This window comes from Nocardia sp. NRRL S-836 (assembly GCF_001279525.1).
Classification (GTDB): Bacteria; Actinomycetota; Actinomycetes; order Mycobacteriales; family Pseudonocardiaceae; genus Lentzea.
In genome coordinates, this window is the sequence record NZ_LGDY01000138.1 from 37,124 (window position 1) to 51,799 (window position 14,676).

At 71.9% G+C, this 14,676-nt stretch carries 11 protein-coding genes; 8 read left to right on the forward strand and 3 right to left on the reverse strand.

Annotated features, from left to right (window positions below; all coding sequences use genetic code 11):
* Positions 1 to 16: 16 nt before the first annotated feature.
* Positions 17 to 1,582: an alkaline phosphatase D family protein gene (locus ADL03_RS37700; RefSeq protein ID WP_053738416.1), complete on the forward strand. Its 1,566-nt coding sequence runs from the start codon at positions 17 to 19 to the stop codon at positions 1,580 to 1,582.
* On the opposite strand, the gene ADL03_RS37705 is transcribed toward ADL03_RS37700, so the two are convergent.
* Complete coding sequence (locus tag ADL03_RS37705; protein ID WP_053738417.1) at positions 1,559 to 2,296, reverse strand: maleylpyruvate isomerase N-terminal domain-containing protein; 738 nt, start codon at positions 2,294 to 2,296, stop codon at positions 1,559 to 1,561. The two genes, ADL03_RS37700 and ADL03_RS37705, sit on opposite strands and share 24 nt — an antisense overlap.
* Positions 2,293 to 2,697, reverse strand: a complete 405-nt coding sequence (locus tag ADL03_RS37710) for an SAV_6107 family HEPN domain-containing protein (RefSeq protein ID WP_053738418.1) — start codon at positions 2,695 to 2,697, stop codon at positions 2,293 to 2,295. Before ADL03_RS37710 ends, ADL03_RS37705 begins: the two co-directional genes overlap by 4 nt.
* A 213-nt stretch (positions 2,698 to 2,910) precedes the next feature.
* Between ADL03_RS37710 and ADL03_RS37715 the strand changes: the two genes are divergently transcribed.
* The 4 genes from ADL03_RS37715 to ADL03_RS37730 all read left to right on the forward strand — a co-directional run bounded on the left by ADL03_RS37715 (position 2,911) and on the right by ADL03_RS37730 (position 5,673).
* A complete protein-coding gene (locus tag ADL03_RS37715) occupies positions 2,911 to 3,402 on the forward strand; it encodes a YbaK/EbsC family protein (RefSeq protein WP_197289014.1) in 492 nt (163 codons plus the stop codon).
* On the forward strand, positions 3,399 to 3,962 hold the full coding sequence (locus tag ADL03_RS37720; protein WP_053738419.1) for an N-acetyltransferase: 564 nt from the start codon (positions 3,399 to 3,401) through the stop codon (positions 3,960 to 3,962). Before ADL03_RS37715 ends, ADL03_RS37720 begins: the two co-directional genes overlap by 4 nt.
* A gap of 98 nt (positions 3,963 to 4,060) precedes the next feature.
* On the forward strand, positions 4,061 to 4,690 hold the full coding sequence (locus ADL03_RS37725) for a GntR family transcriptional regulator (protein WP_053738420.1): 630 nt from the start codon (positions 4,061 to 4,063) through the stop codon (positions 4,688 to 4,690).
* A complete protein-coding gene (locus ADL03_RS37730; RefSeq protein WP_157529642.1) occupies positions 4,687 to 5,673 on the forward strand; it encodes a 1-aminocyclopropane-1-carboxylate deaminase in 987 nt (328 codons plus the stop codon). The genes ADL03_RS37725 and ADL03_RS37730 overlap by 4 nt, the downstream gene beginning before the upstream one ends.
* 985 nt (positions 5,674 to 6,658) lie before the next feature.
* Here the strand turns inward: ADL03_RS37730 and ADL03_RS37735 are convergent.
* Entirely contained in the window at positions 6,659 to 11,212 is a 4,554-nt protein-coding gene (locus tag ADL03_RS37735) for an ATP-dependent helicase (RefSeq protein WP_197289015.1), read from the reverse strand.
* Positions 11,213 to 11,311: 99 nt separating this feature from the next.
* Here ADL03_RS37735 and ADL03_RS37740 point away from each other — a divergent pair, with 99 nt between their 5' ends.
* Genes ADL03_RS37740 through ADL03_RS37750 form a run of 3 tightly spaced genes read left to right on the forward strand, consistent with a single transcriptional unit; the run spans position 11,312 to position 14,675 of the window.
* On the forward strand, positions 11,312 to 13,171 hold the full coding sequence (locus ADL03_RS37740) for an Hsp70 family protein (RefSeq protein WP_053738422.1): 1,860 nt from the start codon (positions 11,312 to 11,314) through the stop codon (positions 13,169 to 13,171).
* A 49-nt stretch (positions 13,172 to 13,220) separates the two neighbouring features.
* Entirely contained in the window at positions 13,221 to 14,471 is a 1,251-nt protein-coding gene (locus ADL03_RS37745; RefSeq protein ID WP_053738423.1) for an MFS transporter, read from the forward strand.
* Between the two features lie 9 nt (positions 14,472 to 14,480).
* On the forward strand, positions 14,481 to 14,675 hold the full coding sequence (locus ADL03_RS37750; RefSeq protein WP_053738424.1) for a DUF3046 domain-containing protein: 195 nt from the start codon (positions 14,481 to 14,483) through the stop codon (positions 14,673 to 14,675).
* Position 14,676 lies beyond the last annotated feature (1 nt).

A 14,676-nucleotide genomic window follows, 5' to 3' on the forward strand; every position in this document is an offset into this window, starting at 1 on the left:
GGGTACTGTCTCGCGCGTGACGAAGCTGGTGCTCGGACCACTCCTCAGGCACGTCAACGGATCCTCGGCCACGGTGTGGGTCGAGACGGACGCGGCGTGCGAGGTCACGATCGCCGGCCACACGGCGAAGACGTTCCAGGCGGGCACGCAGCATTACGCCCTCGTGCGCGTCGAAGACCTGGGTCCCCGCACCGAGTACGACGTCCGGCTCGACGGCGAGCTCGTCTGGCCGGAGCCCGGCAGCCGGTTCCCGAAACCGGTCATCCGCACCGGCGAGGTGCGCCGCATCGCGTTCGGTTCCTGCCGCGCCGCCCCGGACCAGCCACTCGGCCCCGACGCCCTCGACGCCTTCGCGCAACGGCTGATGGGCCAGCCGGAAGAGGAGTGGCCGCAGGCGTTGCTCCTGCTGGGAGACCAGGTCTACGCCGACGAACCCACCGAGGGCACCAAGCGGTGGCTGCGCGAACACCGCCGCGGCACCGAGGAACCCGACGGCGAGGTCGTGCACTTCTCCGAGTACGCGCGCCTCTACCACGAGACCTGGGGCGACCCGGAGATCCGCTGGCTGCTGTCGGTCGTCCCCTCGTCGATGATCTTCGACGACCACGACGTGCGCGACGACTGGAACACCTCCGCGGCCTGGAAGCGGGAGATGCGGGACAAGCCGTGGTGGCGCGACCGCATCCGCGGCGCGCTCGCGTCGTACTGGGTGTACCAGCACATCGGCAACCTCAGCCCCGCCGAGCTCGCCGCGGATTCCTTGTACGCCAAGGTGATCGCTCAGGGCACCGACGTGCTGCCGATGTTGGAGGAGTTCGCCGAGCAGGCCGACGAGGAGAACGAGGGCCGCAAGTCCACGCGGTGGAGCTACCGCCGCGACTTCGGCCGCGCCCGCCTGCTGATGATCGACACGCGCTGCGGCCGCATCCTGGAGGACGACCGGCGGCAGATGGTGAGCGACGCCGAGTTCGAGTGGCTCGAACGCAACTGCGACGGTGACTTCGACCACCTGCTGATCGGGTCGTCGCTGCCGTGGCTGATGCCGCACGCGCTCAGCCACTTCCAGTCCATCAACGAGGTCGGCGCGCGCAAACCCGGCTGGCAGGGCCGCGCGGCCGAGAAGGTCCGCCAGGTGCTCGACCTGGAGCACTGGCCCGCGTTCCGCGAGTCGTTCGACCGGCTCACCCGGATGATCCAGAAGGCCGCGGACGGCGGCACCGCCACCGTGAGCGTGCTCTCCGGCGACGTCCACCACAGCTACGTCGCCGAAGCCGACTTCCCCCAGCCCACCGGAGCGACCGTCACGCAGCTCGTGTGCTCGCCCGTGCACAACGAGGCGCCCAAGGTGCTGCGCCCCGCGTTCCGGCTGTCGTGGTCCCGCGCCGCCGGCTGGGTGTTCCGCCGTCTCGCCACGCTCGCCGGTGTGCCGCAAGACCTCGTGCGGTGGCGCAAGACCACCGGCCCGCACTTCGGGAACTCCGTGGCACTGCTGGACTTCGACGGCCGCCGCGCCCGTTACCGGCTGCTGTCGGCAACGGGCGAGGAGACCGCCTCGGTGTCACTTGGTCGCGAGCCGCAGTAGCGCCCACAGCTGCGCGATGGCGTCGTGGTCGCCGTAGACCTCGATCATCCGGTCGGGCAGGCGGCCCCACAGCCAGCGGTACATCGTCATCGGGTCCGCCGTCACCAGTGCGTCGGCGTGCTCGGCGTCCTCCGGTTCGACCCGCCACGCCGACGCGCCCTGCGGACCGCACCGCGTGAGCCACATGTGGTCCTGGACGCGCACGGCGACCACCTCGTCGCGTGAGCCCCGCACGCCGAGCGTGTCCAGCTTGTGCCCCAGCCACAACGTGAGCACCTCGTCGACGCCGTCGAGCGCGACCTCGTCGTCGACCGGACCGGCGTCCATGCCCGCGGCGCCCTGGACGTCCATGCGGTGCACCGTGGTCTCGTGCGCGAGCCGGCGCCGCCAGAAACCGTAGTTCCGCTGCTCCGGCCACCACGTCGCGCACGGCTCGTCCTCGTCGTGCGCGGCGAGCTGCTCGACCACGGCCTCGGCGGCCGACCGCGTGAACTCCAGCAGGTCCTGCCCGTCCGCGGGGTAGCGCTGCCAGTCCCGCGGTTCCTCCCCGAGCCGGAGGTACTCCAGCGTCCAGTGGTAGCCGCTGCCGACGTGCCGCACGGTCTCGCCCAGGTTGAGGCCGGGGCAGGCGGGCACGCCCTTGTGCGGTGGCTGGCCGAGTGCGGACATGACGAGCAGGTCGGCCTCACGCCGCAACACCTCCAGAGCGTTCACCGCCTGCCCTCGTTCATCACGTGGCCAACCAGGCCGACGAACTGCCCGGCCTGCCGCACCAGGTCGTCGGCGGTGCGCGCGGTGACGTGCCGGGTGATGCCCGCGAGCACGGCGGCACGCGTCGAGGACCACTCCGCGAAGAACGCGGCCCACTCCCGCATCTCGGGTGCGATCGCGGCGAGCAGCACCCACGCGCTGGTCGGCCTGGACCGGCCGCGGTGCGGCCGTCCGCGTAATGCGAGCACCGCCGCTGCGGCGCGCAACGCCGCCAGGTACGCGACGGCGAACCGTTCCGGTGGTTCGGGTGTGCGTTCCGCCTCGGCGAGCGAGTCGCGTGCCTGCTGCAGCAACGCGAGCGCTGAAGCGGGGGGCAAGGGGATCGGGAAGGCGGGTGCTGACATCTCGGCCTCCTCGTGGCGTCGGTGAACGACGTCTCCGCCGAGGGGAAGCCGGCGGCTCTCGGAGGTGGGGTGCTTCCCCCACCCCACCTCCGAGGCATGGTGAGACTCGAACACATGTTCGAGCCCTCGTCAGCGTAGCTCCCGGTTGATGGATTCCTCAACCCGGCCCACCACGTGGGGGGCGGCTCGTGGTCTGATGGTGTGGTGAGTGCTGTGGAAACCCCTGCGGAGCACCCCGGGATCCGCAAAGTCGCGGAGGCACTGCCTCCCGCCACCGCGGCGCGCATCGTCGTGCTGTCCGACGCGGTGCGCACAGCGGCCGCCGCGGCCGAGGCGGTGGGCGTGCCGGTCGGCGCGATCGCGAACAGCCTGCTGTTCGCCGCGGTCCGCGACGGCGTGGCGACCCCGTTGCTGGTGCTGACCTCCGGCGCGCACCGGGCGGACACCTCGCAGGTGGCCGCGCTGGTGGGCGCGGACGCGGTCAAGCGCGCCGACCCCGACTTCGTGCGCGAGCACACCGGCCAGGTGATCGGCGGCGTGTCCCCGGTGGGGCACCCGGCGCCGATCGAGACCCTGGTCGACGAGACGTTGGCCGGGTACGAGGTGATCTGGGCCGCCGCGGGGCACCCTCGTGCCGTGTACCCCACGACCTTCGCAGACCTGGTGGCCCTGACCGGCGGACGCGTGGCGGCGGTGGCGGGATGACCGCGTCACCACGCCTGGAGCGCATCGTCGAGCTGAGTGCCGCCGAGCTGAACGTGCGGCTGGGCGAGGCGCTCGAGCTGTACGTGACCGCGATGAACTACCCGTCCGGCACCGTCGAGCAGCGCGCTCCGATGTGGCTCGCGCACATGATGCGCGAGGACTGGCGCTGCGTGGTGGCGGTGGGGGAGCACGATGAGCTCGTCGGCATCGGCTACGGCTATCGCGGCGCCGCCGGGCAGTGGTGGCACGAACAGGTGCGCCGCGGCCTCATGGCCGTCGCGTCGCCCACCGTCGTCGACGACTGGCTCGAGGACTACTTCGAGCTCACCGAACTGCACGTGCTGCCGCGTGCCCAGGGCCGCGGCCTCGGCGAGGACCTGCTGCGCAGGCTGCTGGAGGGCGTTCGCTCCTCCCGCGTGCTGCTGTCCACGCCCGAGGGCCCGAGCAAGGCGTGGAAGCTGTACCGGCGCGTCGGGTTCCAGGACGTGCTGCGGCACTACCAGTTCACCGGCGACCCGCGCCCGTTCGCCGTGCTCGGCCGGATCCTGCCGCTGAGCTAGCTCCGACTTCCTCCTGGCCCGCAGCGCACCCGCGCGTTGCGGGCCGGTTGTGCTTTGCGCTGTTGCGCTCGTCTCTGCCCCGACCTACCCTCACCAATATGCAATATATTGGATATGGGTCGCTGAAGGAGCGAGCTGCCGCGGAGATCAGATCGGCGATCGTGCGCGGCGACCTCGAACCGGGCACCGCCATCAAGGACGTCGAGCTGGCCCAGCAGCTCGGCCTCTCCCGCACCCCGGTGCGCGAGGCGCTGGCGACGCTCACCGACGAGGGCCTCGTCGAGACCAAGCCACACGCCTACACCCGCGTCACCGCACTGGAAGCAGAACCCGTGCTGGACGCCCTCGTCGTCGTGCGGTCGATGCACGCCCTCGCCGCCGGCCTCGCCGTCCCCAAGATGACCGATGACGACTTCGCCGCGATGCGCTCCGCCAACAAGGCCTTCAAGAACGCCCTCGACGCCAACGACGCCATAGCCGCCCTCACCGCCGACGACGAGTTCCACGCCGTCGCCGTCCACCGCTGCGCCAACTTCGCGATCGCCGCCACCATCGACCGCTTCACCCCACTCGTCCGCCGCGCCGAGCACAGCCGCTTCTCGTCCCCCAACGCCCGCCACTCGGTGACGCAACACCAGCAGATCATCGAGGCCTGCGAACGACGCGAGAACACGCAGGCCGCTCTCCTCGTGGACGACAACTGGAGCACCCTCCTGGAGGAACTGTGAACAGGTACCCGCTGCTCTTCGGCCCGTCCCCGATCCACCGCCTGGACCGCCTGACCACCCACCTCGGCGGCGCCGCCATCTGGGCCAAACGCGAGGACTGCAACTCCGGCCTCGCCTACGGCGGCAACAAAACCCGCAAACTCGAATACCTCGTCGCCGACGCCATCGCCACCGGCTGCGACACCCTCGTCTCCATCGGCGGCATCCAGTCCAACCACACCCGCCAGGTAGCCGCCGCAGCCGCCCGCGCCGGCCTGAAAGCCGTGCTGGTGCAGGAAAGCTGGGTCGACTGGACCGACACCGGCCACGACCGCGTGGGCAACATCCTGCTGAGCCGCATGATGGGCGCCGACGTCCGCCTGGTGAGCGCCGAGTTCGGCATCGGCATCAAACCCGCCTGGGAACAGGCCATCGCCGACGTCCGCGCCGCCGGCGGCACCCCCTACCCGATCCCCGCAGGCGCCTCCGACCACCCCTTGGGCGGCATGGGCTTCGCAACCTGGGCCGACGAGGTCCGCCAGCAAGAAGCCCAGCTCGGCATCTTCTTCGACACCATCATCGTCTGCTCCGTCACCGGCAGCACCCAGGCCGGCATGGTCGCCGGCTTCGCAGGCGACCCCCACCGCCGCGTCCTCGGCATCGACGCCTCCGCCAAACCCGCGGAAACCCTCGCCCAGATCACCCGCATCGCCCACAACACCGCCAAGCTCCGCAACACCACGGTGTCCGAAGAGGACATCCTCCTCGACGACCGCTTCCACGCAGGCGTCTACGGCCTCCCCGACGACACCACCCTCGACGCCATGCGCCTCGGCGCCCAGCTCGAAGGCATGATCACCGACCCCGTCTACGAGGGGAAGTCCCTGGCCGGCCTCATCCACCTCGTGACCTCCGGCGAGATCGACCGCAACTCCACGGTCCTCTACGCCCACCTCGGCGGCCAGCCCGCGCTCAACGCCTACAGCTCCCTCTTCCCAGCCTGACCTCCGTTCCGACCTGGCTTTGTTCTGGCTTCGTTCGGAGCCTGATCCCATTCCGGCCTGGCTTTGTTCTGGACCCGACTTCGGTCTCGGCCTGGCGTCCTCACGTTCACTCGACCGGGTGAAGCTTGTCCGGATCTGTCCGGGCCGTCGTCTTGTCTTCTGTGCAACCAGAACCACGTCCGGATCCGGCAGTTCACGCGCCCGCAATGAGGAGGAACGCGGGGGTGCGGCCAGGCATTCGATTTCGCGGCTGCCGCACCTCGGCTTCGACGTGGCCTGGCACCTTGGGCACGGAAGTGGGTACGCGGAGGATTCGGCTGCCACGGATTCGGCGGACGCTGCGGAGCGGGTTCGTGGCGACGTTTGCGATGTGTCGGCACGAGCCAGTGTCGGTTGTGGACATCGGGATCGTGTTGGGAAGGGTGGTGTGGCACGGCGGTTCGGGCGAGCTGGGCCTTGCTACCAGCCCGCTTCGCCAGCCGAGCCGGCCTTGTCGATCACCTGGTCCACGATCCGGCCCGGCCCAACCCGGCATGCGGCCCCGGCTTGGGACCCGGCTTCAGCCCCGGAGCCGTCCCTGCCCCCTACCCTCTGCATCCGGCCCCTTGCCCCCTGCCCTTGCCCTCTGCCCGGCCTGGGCTTCGCCTCGGTCTCAGCTTCAGTCTCGTTCGCAGCCTGGTCCCGTCTCCAGCCGGTTTCCGAGCCCAGTTCTGGTACCAGGCGCAGTCCGGTACCCGGCCTCAGCTGAGAACCTGGCTCCAGGTTTCGTCTGCGGTCGGCATTTCCGCGCATCGTGTTGATCACCCGTGATGCGTCGGGTTGACCGCGATGTATGGGCGACAACGGCTTGATCGATGACCAGGCCCGGTTCGGCAGCTCGCCCCGAAACCCGCCACACCCGCGCCATGCACCGGCAGGTGGTCCGATTCGCGAAACCAGCGGGCGACCGGAATCCACCGCTGGCGCCACGCCGAAGGGCCTGCGGCTACGCGCGTAGGCGGAGGCCCTTCGGCGTGGCTCGGAAGCCGGCTTCTTGGAGGACGGTTGCCAGGTGGGAGGTGAGGGCGGCTTCGCCGTCGGCGCGTTGGACGGCCAGTTGGCCCAGCCAGCCGTCGCGGACTGCGCGGCTCAGGGCGTTCGCGGCCGTGCGGAGGGTGGGGTCGTCGTCGGTGAAGGAGAGGAGGGATTTGCCGCCGCGTTCGACGTAGAGGGCCGGGGCGCCGTCGACCAGGACGGCCAGGGCGCCGGCTTTGCGGGCCGGGCGGTGTTTGCCCTCGCCCAGTGGGGTGGGCCAGGGGAGGGCGGCGCCGTAGGGCTGGGCCGGGTCGGCGGCGGCCAGGACCACGGCGGGCTGGTCGGCTTGGGCGGGTTGGCCTGGGGAACGGGAGAGGGTGCGGAGGCGGTCGACGGCGCCGCGGGCGGCGAACTGGGCGGCGCCCAGGCCCTCGACCACGTAGCCGCGGATGACCTGGCCGGACTCCTCCATGGCGCGCAGGACGCGGTAGACGGAGCTGAAGCCGCCGGTCACGCGTTCGGTGTCGAGGGCGCCGCGGGTGAGGACGCCGTGGCGTTCGAGGAACGACTCGGCGCGGGCGGCGGCGCGGCGGGTGGGGTTGGCGGCCGGGGCGACGGCGAGCGACCAGCGGCCGGCCGCGGAGGGAGGACCGGTGCGCGAGGGCAGGTCCGGGCGGGCGGCGCGCAGGCGGGCGTAGCGGCCGCGCGGGGTGGTGCGGCGGGGTTTGTGGGCTGCGCCGCCGCCGGAGACCAGGGCGCGCAGCGGGGCCAGGGTGTCGTTGGTGGCGAGGCCCGCCCAGACGAGGTCCCAGAGGGTGGCGACGACCTCGGCGTCGGTGCACTGGACCGACGCGGAGGTGCGGTCGACGACCTGGCGGAAGAACAGGGCACCGCCGGACAGGGACTCCAGGACCGCGGTGTGCAGGGGGGACTCGGGGATCGACTCCGGGACCAGGTCGGGCAGGAGCAGGTCGGCCACGTCCGTGGGGGCGAGGGCGATCCAGCCGTCGCCGCCGGACAGGGAGCCGCAGCCGGTCCAGGTGACCTCGCCGGACGCGGTGAGCTCGTCGAGCAGGGCGGGGTAGTAGCCGGGCAGGCGGGACGGCAGGAGCAGGGACTCGAGGGCGCTCGCGGGCAGGGGAGCCCCGGCGAGCTGTTCGACCACCGAGAAGACGTCGTCGGCGGTCGGGGCGGAACGCAGGCGGCGGCCGAGACCGTGCCACGCGGGCAGGAAGCGGCCGAGCGCGGCGGGTTCGACCGGCTCGACCTCGGAACGCAGGCGGGCCAGGGAACCGCGGCGCAGGCGGCGCAGCACGTCGGCGTCGCAGTACTCGGTGTGGGTGCCGCCGGGGCGCAGCTCGCCGCGGACCAGGCGACCGGTGGCGGCCATGCGTTCCAGCACACCGGTCACGACGGCGACGCCCAGGCCGAAACGGGTGGCGGGCTCGGTGGCGGCGAACGGGCCGTGGGTGCGGGCGTAACGGCTCAGCAGGTCGCCGAGCGGATCGGCGACCGGTTCGGTGAACGCCTCCGGCACACCGACGGGCAGTGCGACGCCGAGCGCGTCACGGACGCGGCCCGCGTCCTCGATGGCGATGGTGCGTTCCTCGCCGGCGATGCGGACACGGATCGCGCGGCGGGCGGCCACCAGCTCGTTCAGCCACTCCCGCGGCACACCTCGTTCCAGCGCCTCCGCGTCGGAGAGGTCACCCAGGAAGCGCAACAGGTCCGCGGTGTCCTCGGCGTGGCGAGGGCGGCGGTCGGCGGACAGCCGCTGCAGGCTCAGCTCGACCTCGGCGACGACCTCGGGGTCGAGCAGCTCGCGGATCGCCTCGGAACCGAGCAGCTCGGCCAGCAGCGTCGAGTCCAGCGACAGGGCGGCGGCACGGCGTTCGGCGAGCGGCGCGTCGAGCTCGTAGAGGAACATGCCGAAGTAACCGAAGAGCAGGCTGCGCGCGAACGGCGACGGCGACGGCGTCTCCACCTCGACCACGCGCACCCGACGTGCGCGCACGTCCGACATCAGCTCACGCAGCCCCGGCACGTCGTAGACGTCCTGCAGGCACTCGCGCATCGCCTCCAGGACAACGGGGAAGCGCTCGTACTTCGACGCCACCGACAGCAGCTGGGCCGAGCGCTGCCGCTGCTGCCACAACGGTGTGCGCCTGCGCGGATCACGACGGGGCAGCAGCAGCGAACGCGCGGCGCACTCGCGGAACCGGGCCGCGAACAACGCGGAGCCACCGACCTCGGCGACCACGATCTGCTCGACCTCGTCCGGGTCCAGCAGCACGTCCTCCGCGCTCGCGGTGACCTCCTGCCCGTCGGCGTCCAGCGCGTCGGGCAGCCGCAGGACGATGCCGTCGTCCGAATGCGCCGTCTGCGCCTCGACCCCGCGCCGTTCCCTCAGCCGCGCCGCGATCGCCAGCGCCCACGGCGCGTTCACCTGGGCGCCGAACGGCGAGTGCACCACCAGCCGCCAGTCACCCAGCTCGTCGCGGAACCGCTCCACCAGCACGGTCCGGTCGTTCGGCACGTGCCGCGTGGCCTCCCGCTGCTCGCCCAGGTACGCCAGCAGGTTGTCCGTCGCCCACTCGTCCAGCCCCGCCGCGGCCGCACGGGACCGCGCCGCCGAGTCCTCCATCGTGGACACTTCGCGCAGGAACTTCCCCATGGCACGGCCCAGTTCCAGCGGACGGCCCGGCGCGTCGCCCTTCCAGAACGGCATCCGCGCCGGCTGGCCGGGAGCGGGCACCACGATCACCCGGTCGTGCGTGATGTCCTCGACCCGCCACGACGACGTGCCCAGCAGGAACGTGTCGCCGACCCGCGACTCGTACACCATCTCCTCGTCGAGCTCGCCGACCCGCGAACCGGGACCGTTCTCCGACGTCGGCGTCATCACCGCGAACAGCCCGCGGTCGGGGATCGTGCCGCCGGAGGTGACCGCCAGCCGCTGCGAACCGGGCCGCCCGCGCAGCTCCGAGTTCACCCGGTCCCACGTGATCCGCGGCCGCAGCTCACCGAACTCCTCCGACGGGTACCGGCCCGACAGCATGTCCAGCACCGCCTGTAACGCCGAGTCCGGCAGCCCCGCGAACGGCGCCGCGCGCCGCACCAGCGTCGTCAGCTCCTCGACCGGCCACGGCTCCATCGCCACCATCGCGACGACGTGCTGCGCCAGCACGTCCAGCGGGTTGCGCGGGAACCGCACGGCCTCGATCGCGCCGTCGCGCATCCGCTCGGCCACCACCGCGCACGACACCAGGTCGCCGCGGAACTTCGGGAACATCACACCTCGCGACACCGCCCCGACCTGGTGACCGGCGCGACCGACGCGCTGCAGTCCCGACGCGACCGACGGCGGCGCCTCCACCTGCACCACCAGGTCGACCGCGCCCATGTCGATGCCGAGCTCCAGCGACGACGTGGCCACCACGCACGGCAGCCGCCCTGACTTCAGGTCCTCCTCGACCGTGGACCGCTGCTCCCGCGACATCGACCCGTGGTGCGCGCGGGCCACCGTGGCGGCCTTCTGCACCGTCAGCCCCGACTGGCCGATCGCTTCGGCGGGGAAGGACTCCAGCTCCTCCGCTTCCTCGGCCAGCTCGTTCAGCCGTGCCGTCAGCCGCTCGGCGAGCCGGCGCGAGTTCGCGAACACGATCGTCGACCGGTGGGCCCGCACGAGCTCCAGGATCCGCGCCTCGACCGACGGCCAGATGGAAGTTCGCTGTTCGGCACCGGCGGCCGATCCCGACACCTCACCGGTCGGCTGGCCGAGCGCCGACATGTCCTCGACCGGCACCTCCACCTCGACCTGGATGGTCTTCGGCGTCTTCGGCTGCACCACCGACACCGGCCGCCCACCGGCGAGGAACGCGCTGATCTCCTCGACCGGCCGGACCGTCGCCGACAGCCCGATCCGCTGGGCCGGCCGTTCCAGCAGCGAATCCAGCCGTTCGAGTGACAACGCCAGGTGCGCGCCGCGCTTGGTGCCCGCCACCGCGTGCACCTCGTCGACGATCACCGTCTCCACCCCGCGCAGCGACTCCCGCGCCGAGGACGTGAGCAGCAGGAACAACGACTCCGGCGTCGTCACCAGCACGTCCGGCGGGGTCCGCCCGAACGCCCGCCGCTCCTCGGGAGACGTGTCACCGGTGCGCATGCCCACCGTGATCGACGGCTCGGCCACGCCCAGCCGGTGCGCCGCCTGCCGGATACCGGTCAGCGGCGCCCGCAGGTTGCGCTCGACGTCCACCGCCAGCGCTTTCAGCGGCGACACGTACAACACGCGGCACCGCCGTTTCGGCTCCTCCGGCACCCCCGCCGACGCCAGCCGGTCCAGCGCCCACAGGAACGCGGCCAGCGTCTTGCCGGAGCCAGTCGGGGCGATGACCAGCGCGTGCTCGCCCGCCGCCGCGGCCGCCCACGCACCCGTCTGCGCCTGGGTGGGCGCGGCGAAGGCGCCGGCGAACCACTGCCTGGTCGCCGGTGAGAATGCCTTCATCACGTCCATGCCGACCATCATGACGCCGGGGTCTGACAATTTCTGATTGCGCAGGTCCGAGCGCCCGCCGACACCCGCTGTGGCACGATCACCCCGAACGTCTGTGAGGGGAGACCGGTGCGCGTCCTGTCCGTCGACCTGGGCACCGCCAACACGGTTGCGGTGCTGTCCGACCACGGTGTCGTGGATGTGGACGGAGGGCCCACCATGCCCTCGTCGGTCTACCTCGACGAGGACGGCACGCTGCTGGTCGGCCGGGAAGCCGAGCGGCGGTCCCGCCAGGACCCGTCACGCTACGAGGCCAACCCCAAGCGCCACATCGACAAGCCCACGATCAAGCTCGCCGACCGGCAGCTCCCGCTCAACGACGCGCTCGCGGCCATCTACGCGCGCGTGATGGCCGCCGTGACCCCGTTGCTGCAGGGCGGCGAGCTCGACGAGATCCGCCTGACCCACCCGGCCGAATGGGGCCCGACCAGGCGCAACAAGCTGCTGTCCTCGGCGCGGCTCGCGGGCATGACCGGTGAGCTGGTGCCCGTCCCCGAGGCCATCGCGGTGGCCTCGCTCGGCGGTGGCCGCCCGCTCGCGGTCTACGACTTCGGCGCCGACACGTTCGACGTCTCCGTGCTCGACGCCTGGCACCGCATCCTCGCCGATGGCAGCCTGAGCGACGTCGGCGGTCTGGACGTCGACGAGGCGCTGCTGGAGCACATCGGCCGCACGGTCTCCCACAAGGACCCGGCCGGCTGGCAGCGGTTGCTGCGCCCGACCACCACCGACGACCACCGCGCCCGCCTCGGCCTGCGCGAGGAGCTGCGGCTGGCCAAGGAGGACCTCTCCGAGCTGCCGCAGGTCGAGGTCATGATGCCGGAGCCGTTCGAGAAGGTCGTCGTCACGCGCGGCGAGCTGGAGGCGTTGATCCGGCCGAGCCTGATCCGCAGCACCGAGCTCCTCATCGCCACGGTCCGCAAGGCCGGCGTCACACCGGAGCACGTCTACCTGGTCGGCGGCTCGTGCCGGATGCCGCTGGTCGCGCAGATCATCGCGGAGAAGGTCGGCATCGTCCCGACCAACCCCGACCACCCGGAGACGATCGTCGCGTCCGGTGCGCAGGTCGTGGACCGTGCGGCGATCACGCTGAAGGCCGAGGACGACAAGCCGAAGTACGTCGAGCCGCCGACGGTCGTGACCACACCGGTCAGCCCGGCCGTGTCCGGCCCGCACCCGGTGAACCCGGCCGTGAGCGGCCCGTTCCCGGTCACCCCCACGGCGAGCGGGTCGTACCCGGTCAACCCGAGCGTGAGCGGCGCGTACTCGACCAGCGGCCCCTACCCGGTCACCGGCCCCTACCCGGTGAACCCGGCGGTCAGCGGCAGCTACCCGGCGAACTTCCCGTCCCCGCAGCCGCAGAAGAAGGACAACAGGAAGGTCCTGCTCGGCATCGGCGGCGCGGTCGTGCTGGTCCTCGGCGTCATCGGCGCGGTCTTCGCGTTGTCCGGCCCCGACCTGCCCAGCGCGGACGAGTGCAAGGACGACGTCACCCAGGACGGCCAGGGCTTCACCCGCTGCCTGCGCCAGCTCGCGGGCACCGTGCCCGACGGCGGCGGCTGCGAGAAGGCCGACTCCGCGCAGATCACCGGCATGGACGAGATCAAGGGCACGGTCGTGAGCTGCGCGGTCCGCGACGGCTACGAGGTCCAGTACATCCTCACCGACAGCGTCACCGGCGCCGAGAACAACGCCGACGCCATCGTGAAGTCGTTCCAGACCGACCGGGTCGAGGCCGACTGGACCGGCAACGGCTTGGAGGGCACCTACCGGGCGGCCACCTCGAGCGGCACCGGCGTGCTGGTCTTCACGGCCAAGGGCCGCCCCATGTTCGGCATCCTCACCAAGCACGCCGAGGAGAACGCCGACGAGCTCAAGCCCGACGAGGTCGCCGACTTCTTCGAGAAGTCCGTCCAGCCGGGGGAGTAACCGCAACGGCCCTGTCGGCGGGGCGCCCCGACGTGCCACGATCGCGATCATGGTGACCGTCGCGCCGCAGGTCGAACGCGTGCAGCGCAAGGTCGTTCGGGTCCTGACCGGCACCCAGATCATGGGGTCGGCCGCGATGACGATCGGCCTCGCGATCAGCACGCTGATCGCCGCGTCGCTGTCCGGGTCCGACGCCGTCGGCGGGTTCGCGCAGACAGCGGCCGTCGCCGGTGCCGCGGTGCTCGCCCTGCCCGGTGCCCGGCTCGCGCAACGGCGTGGGCGCCGCCCGGCGTTGATCCTCGGCTACGGCATGGGCGCTATCGGTGCGTTGGTCGCCGCTGTCGCCGTGGGTGTCGGCTGGTGGCCCTTGTTGTTGGTGGGGCTTCTTCTGTTCGGAGGGGCGTCCAGCGCGAACCTCGCGGCTCGCTACGCCGCGACGGATCTCGCGCACCCGCGACGTCGTGCGCGGGAGCTCTCGCGCGTGGTGTGGGCGGCCATGATCGGCGCGATCATCGGCCCGAACCTCGCGGATCCAGCCGGTCGGGTGATGGCCGCGGCCGGTCTGCCGGTGGCGGCCGGGCCGTTCGTCCTGGCGGCCGTGGTGCTCGGGATCGCGGTGCTGGCGATCCAGTTCGGGCTGCGACCGGACCCGTTGGTCGTGGTCAGGAGCACCCGGCCGGTGGAACCCGCGCACTGCGCCGGTGGTGGTGCGCCGGGCGGCCTGCGGGTCTGGGGAGTGCTCGGGCCGATGGCCCGGCTTGCACTCGTTGGGGTGATGTTGTGCCACACGGCGATGGTCGGGCTGATGTCGATGACACCGGTCCACATGAACCACGCCGGGTCGTCGTTGCGCGTGGTCGGCGTCGTGATCAGCCTGCACGTGGCCGCGATGTACGCGGCGAGCCCGCTGTTCGGGTGGATGGCGGACCGGCTGGGCCGCGTGCCGGTGCTCGCGATCGGCGCGTCGCTGGTGGTGGCGGCCTCCGGGGTCGCGGGGATGGCGCCCTCGCACGACGCGCCGCAGCTCGCCGCGGGGCTCGCGCTGCTCGGTTTCGGCTGGTCCGCGGGCCTGGTGGCGGGCTCGGCGCTGCTCACCGAGTCGGTGGGGGTGGACGAGCGGCCGGCCGCGCAGGGGCTGTCCGACCTGATGATGAACGTCGGCGGTGCCGTGGGCGGGGCGGTGTCCGGGATCGTCGTCACCGCATGGTCGTACGCGGCGCTCGGGCTGATCGTCGGGTTCACCGCGCTGCCGTTGCTCGTCGTCTGCCTCTTCGCATCGCTGCGCAGGAGCGCCGGTTAGGGTCTGCGGGTGCGCATCACCATGTTCCGCAAACTGATGTCGGGAGAGTTCGGCCAGGTCAGGGCGGAGATGATCGCCCGTGACCACGTGCTGTCGGCGCTCGGCGGCCGCACCGCCGACGAGGCGCTGGAGGCCGGGATCGGCGCGAAGGAAGTGTGGATCGCGGTCTGCGAAGCGTTCGAAATCCCCGAAAATCGCCGTTGAC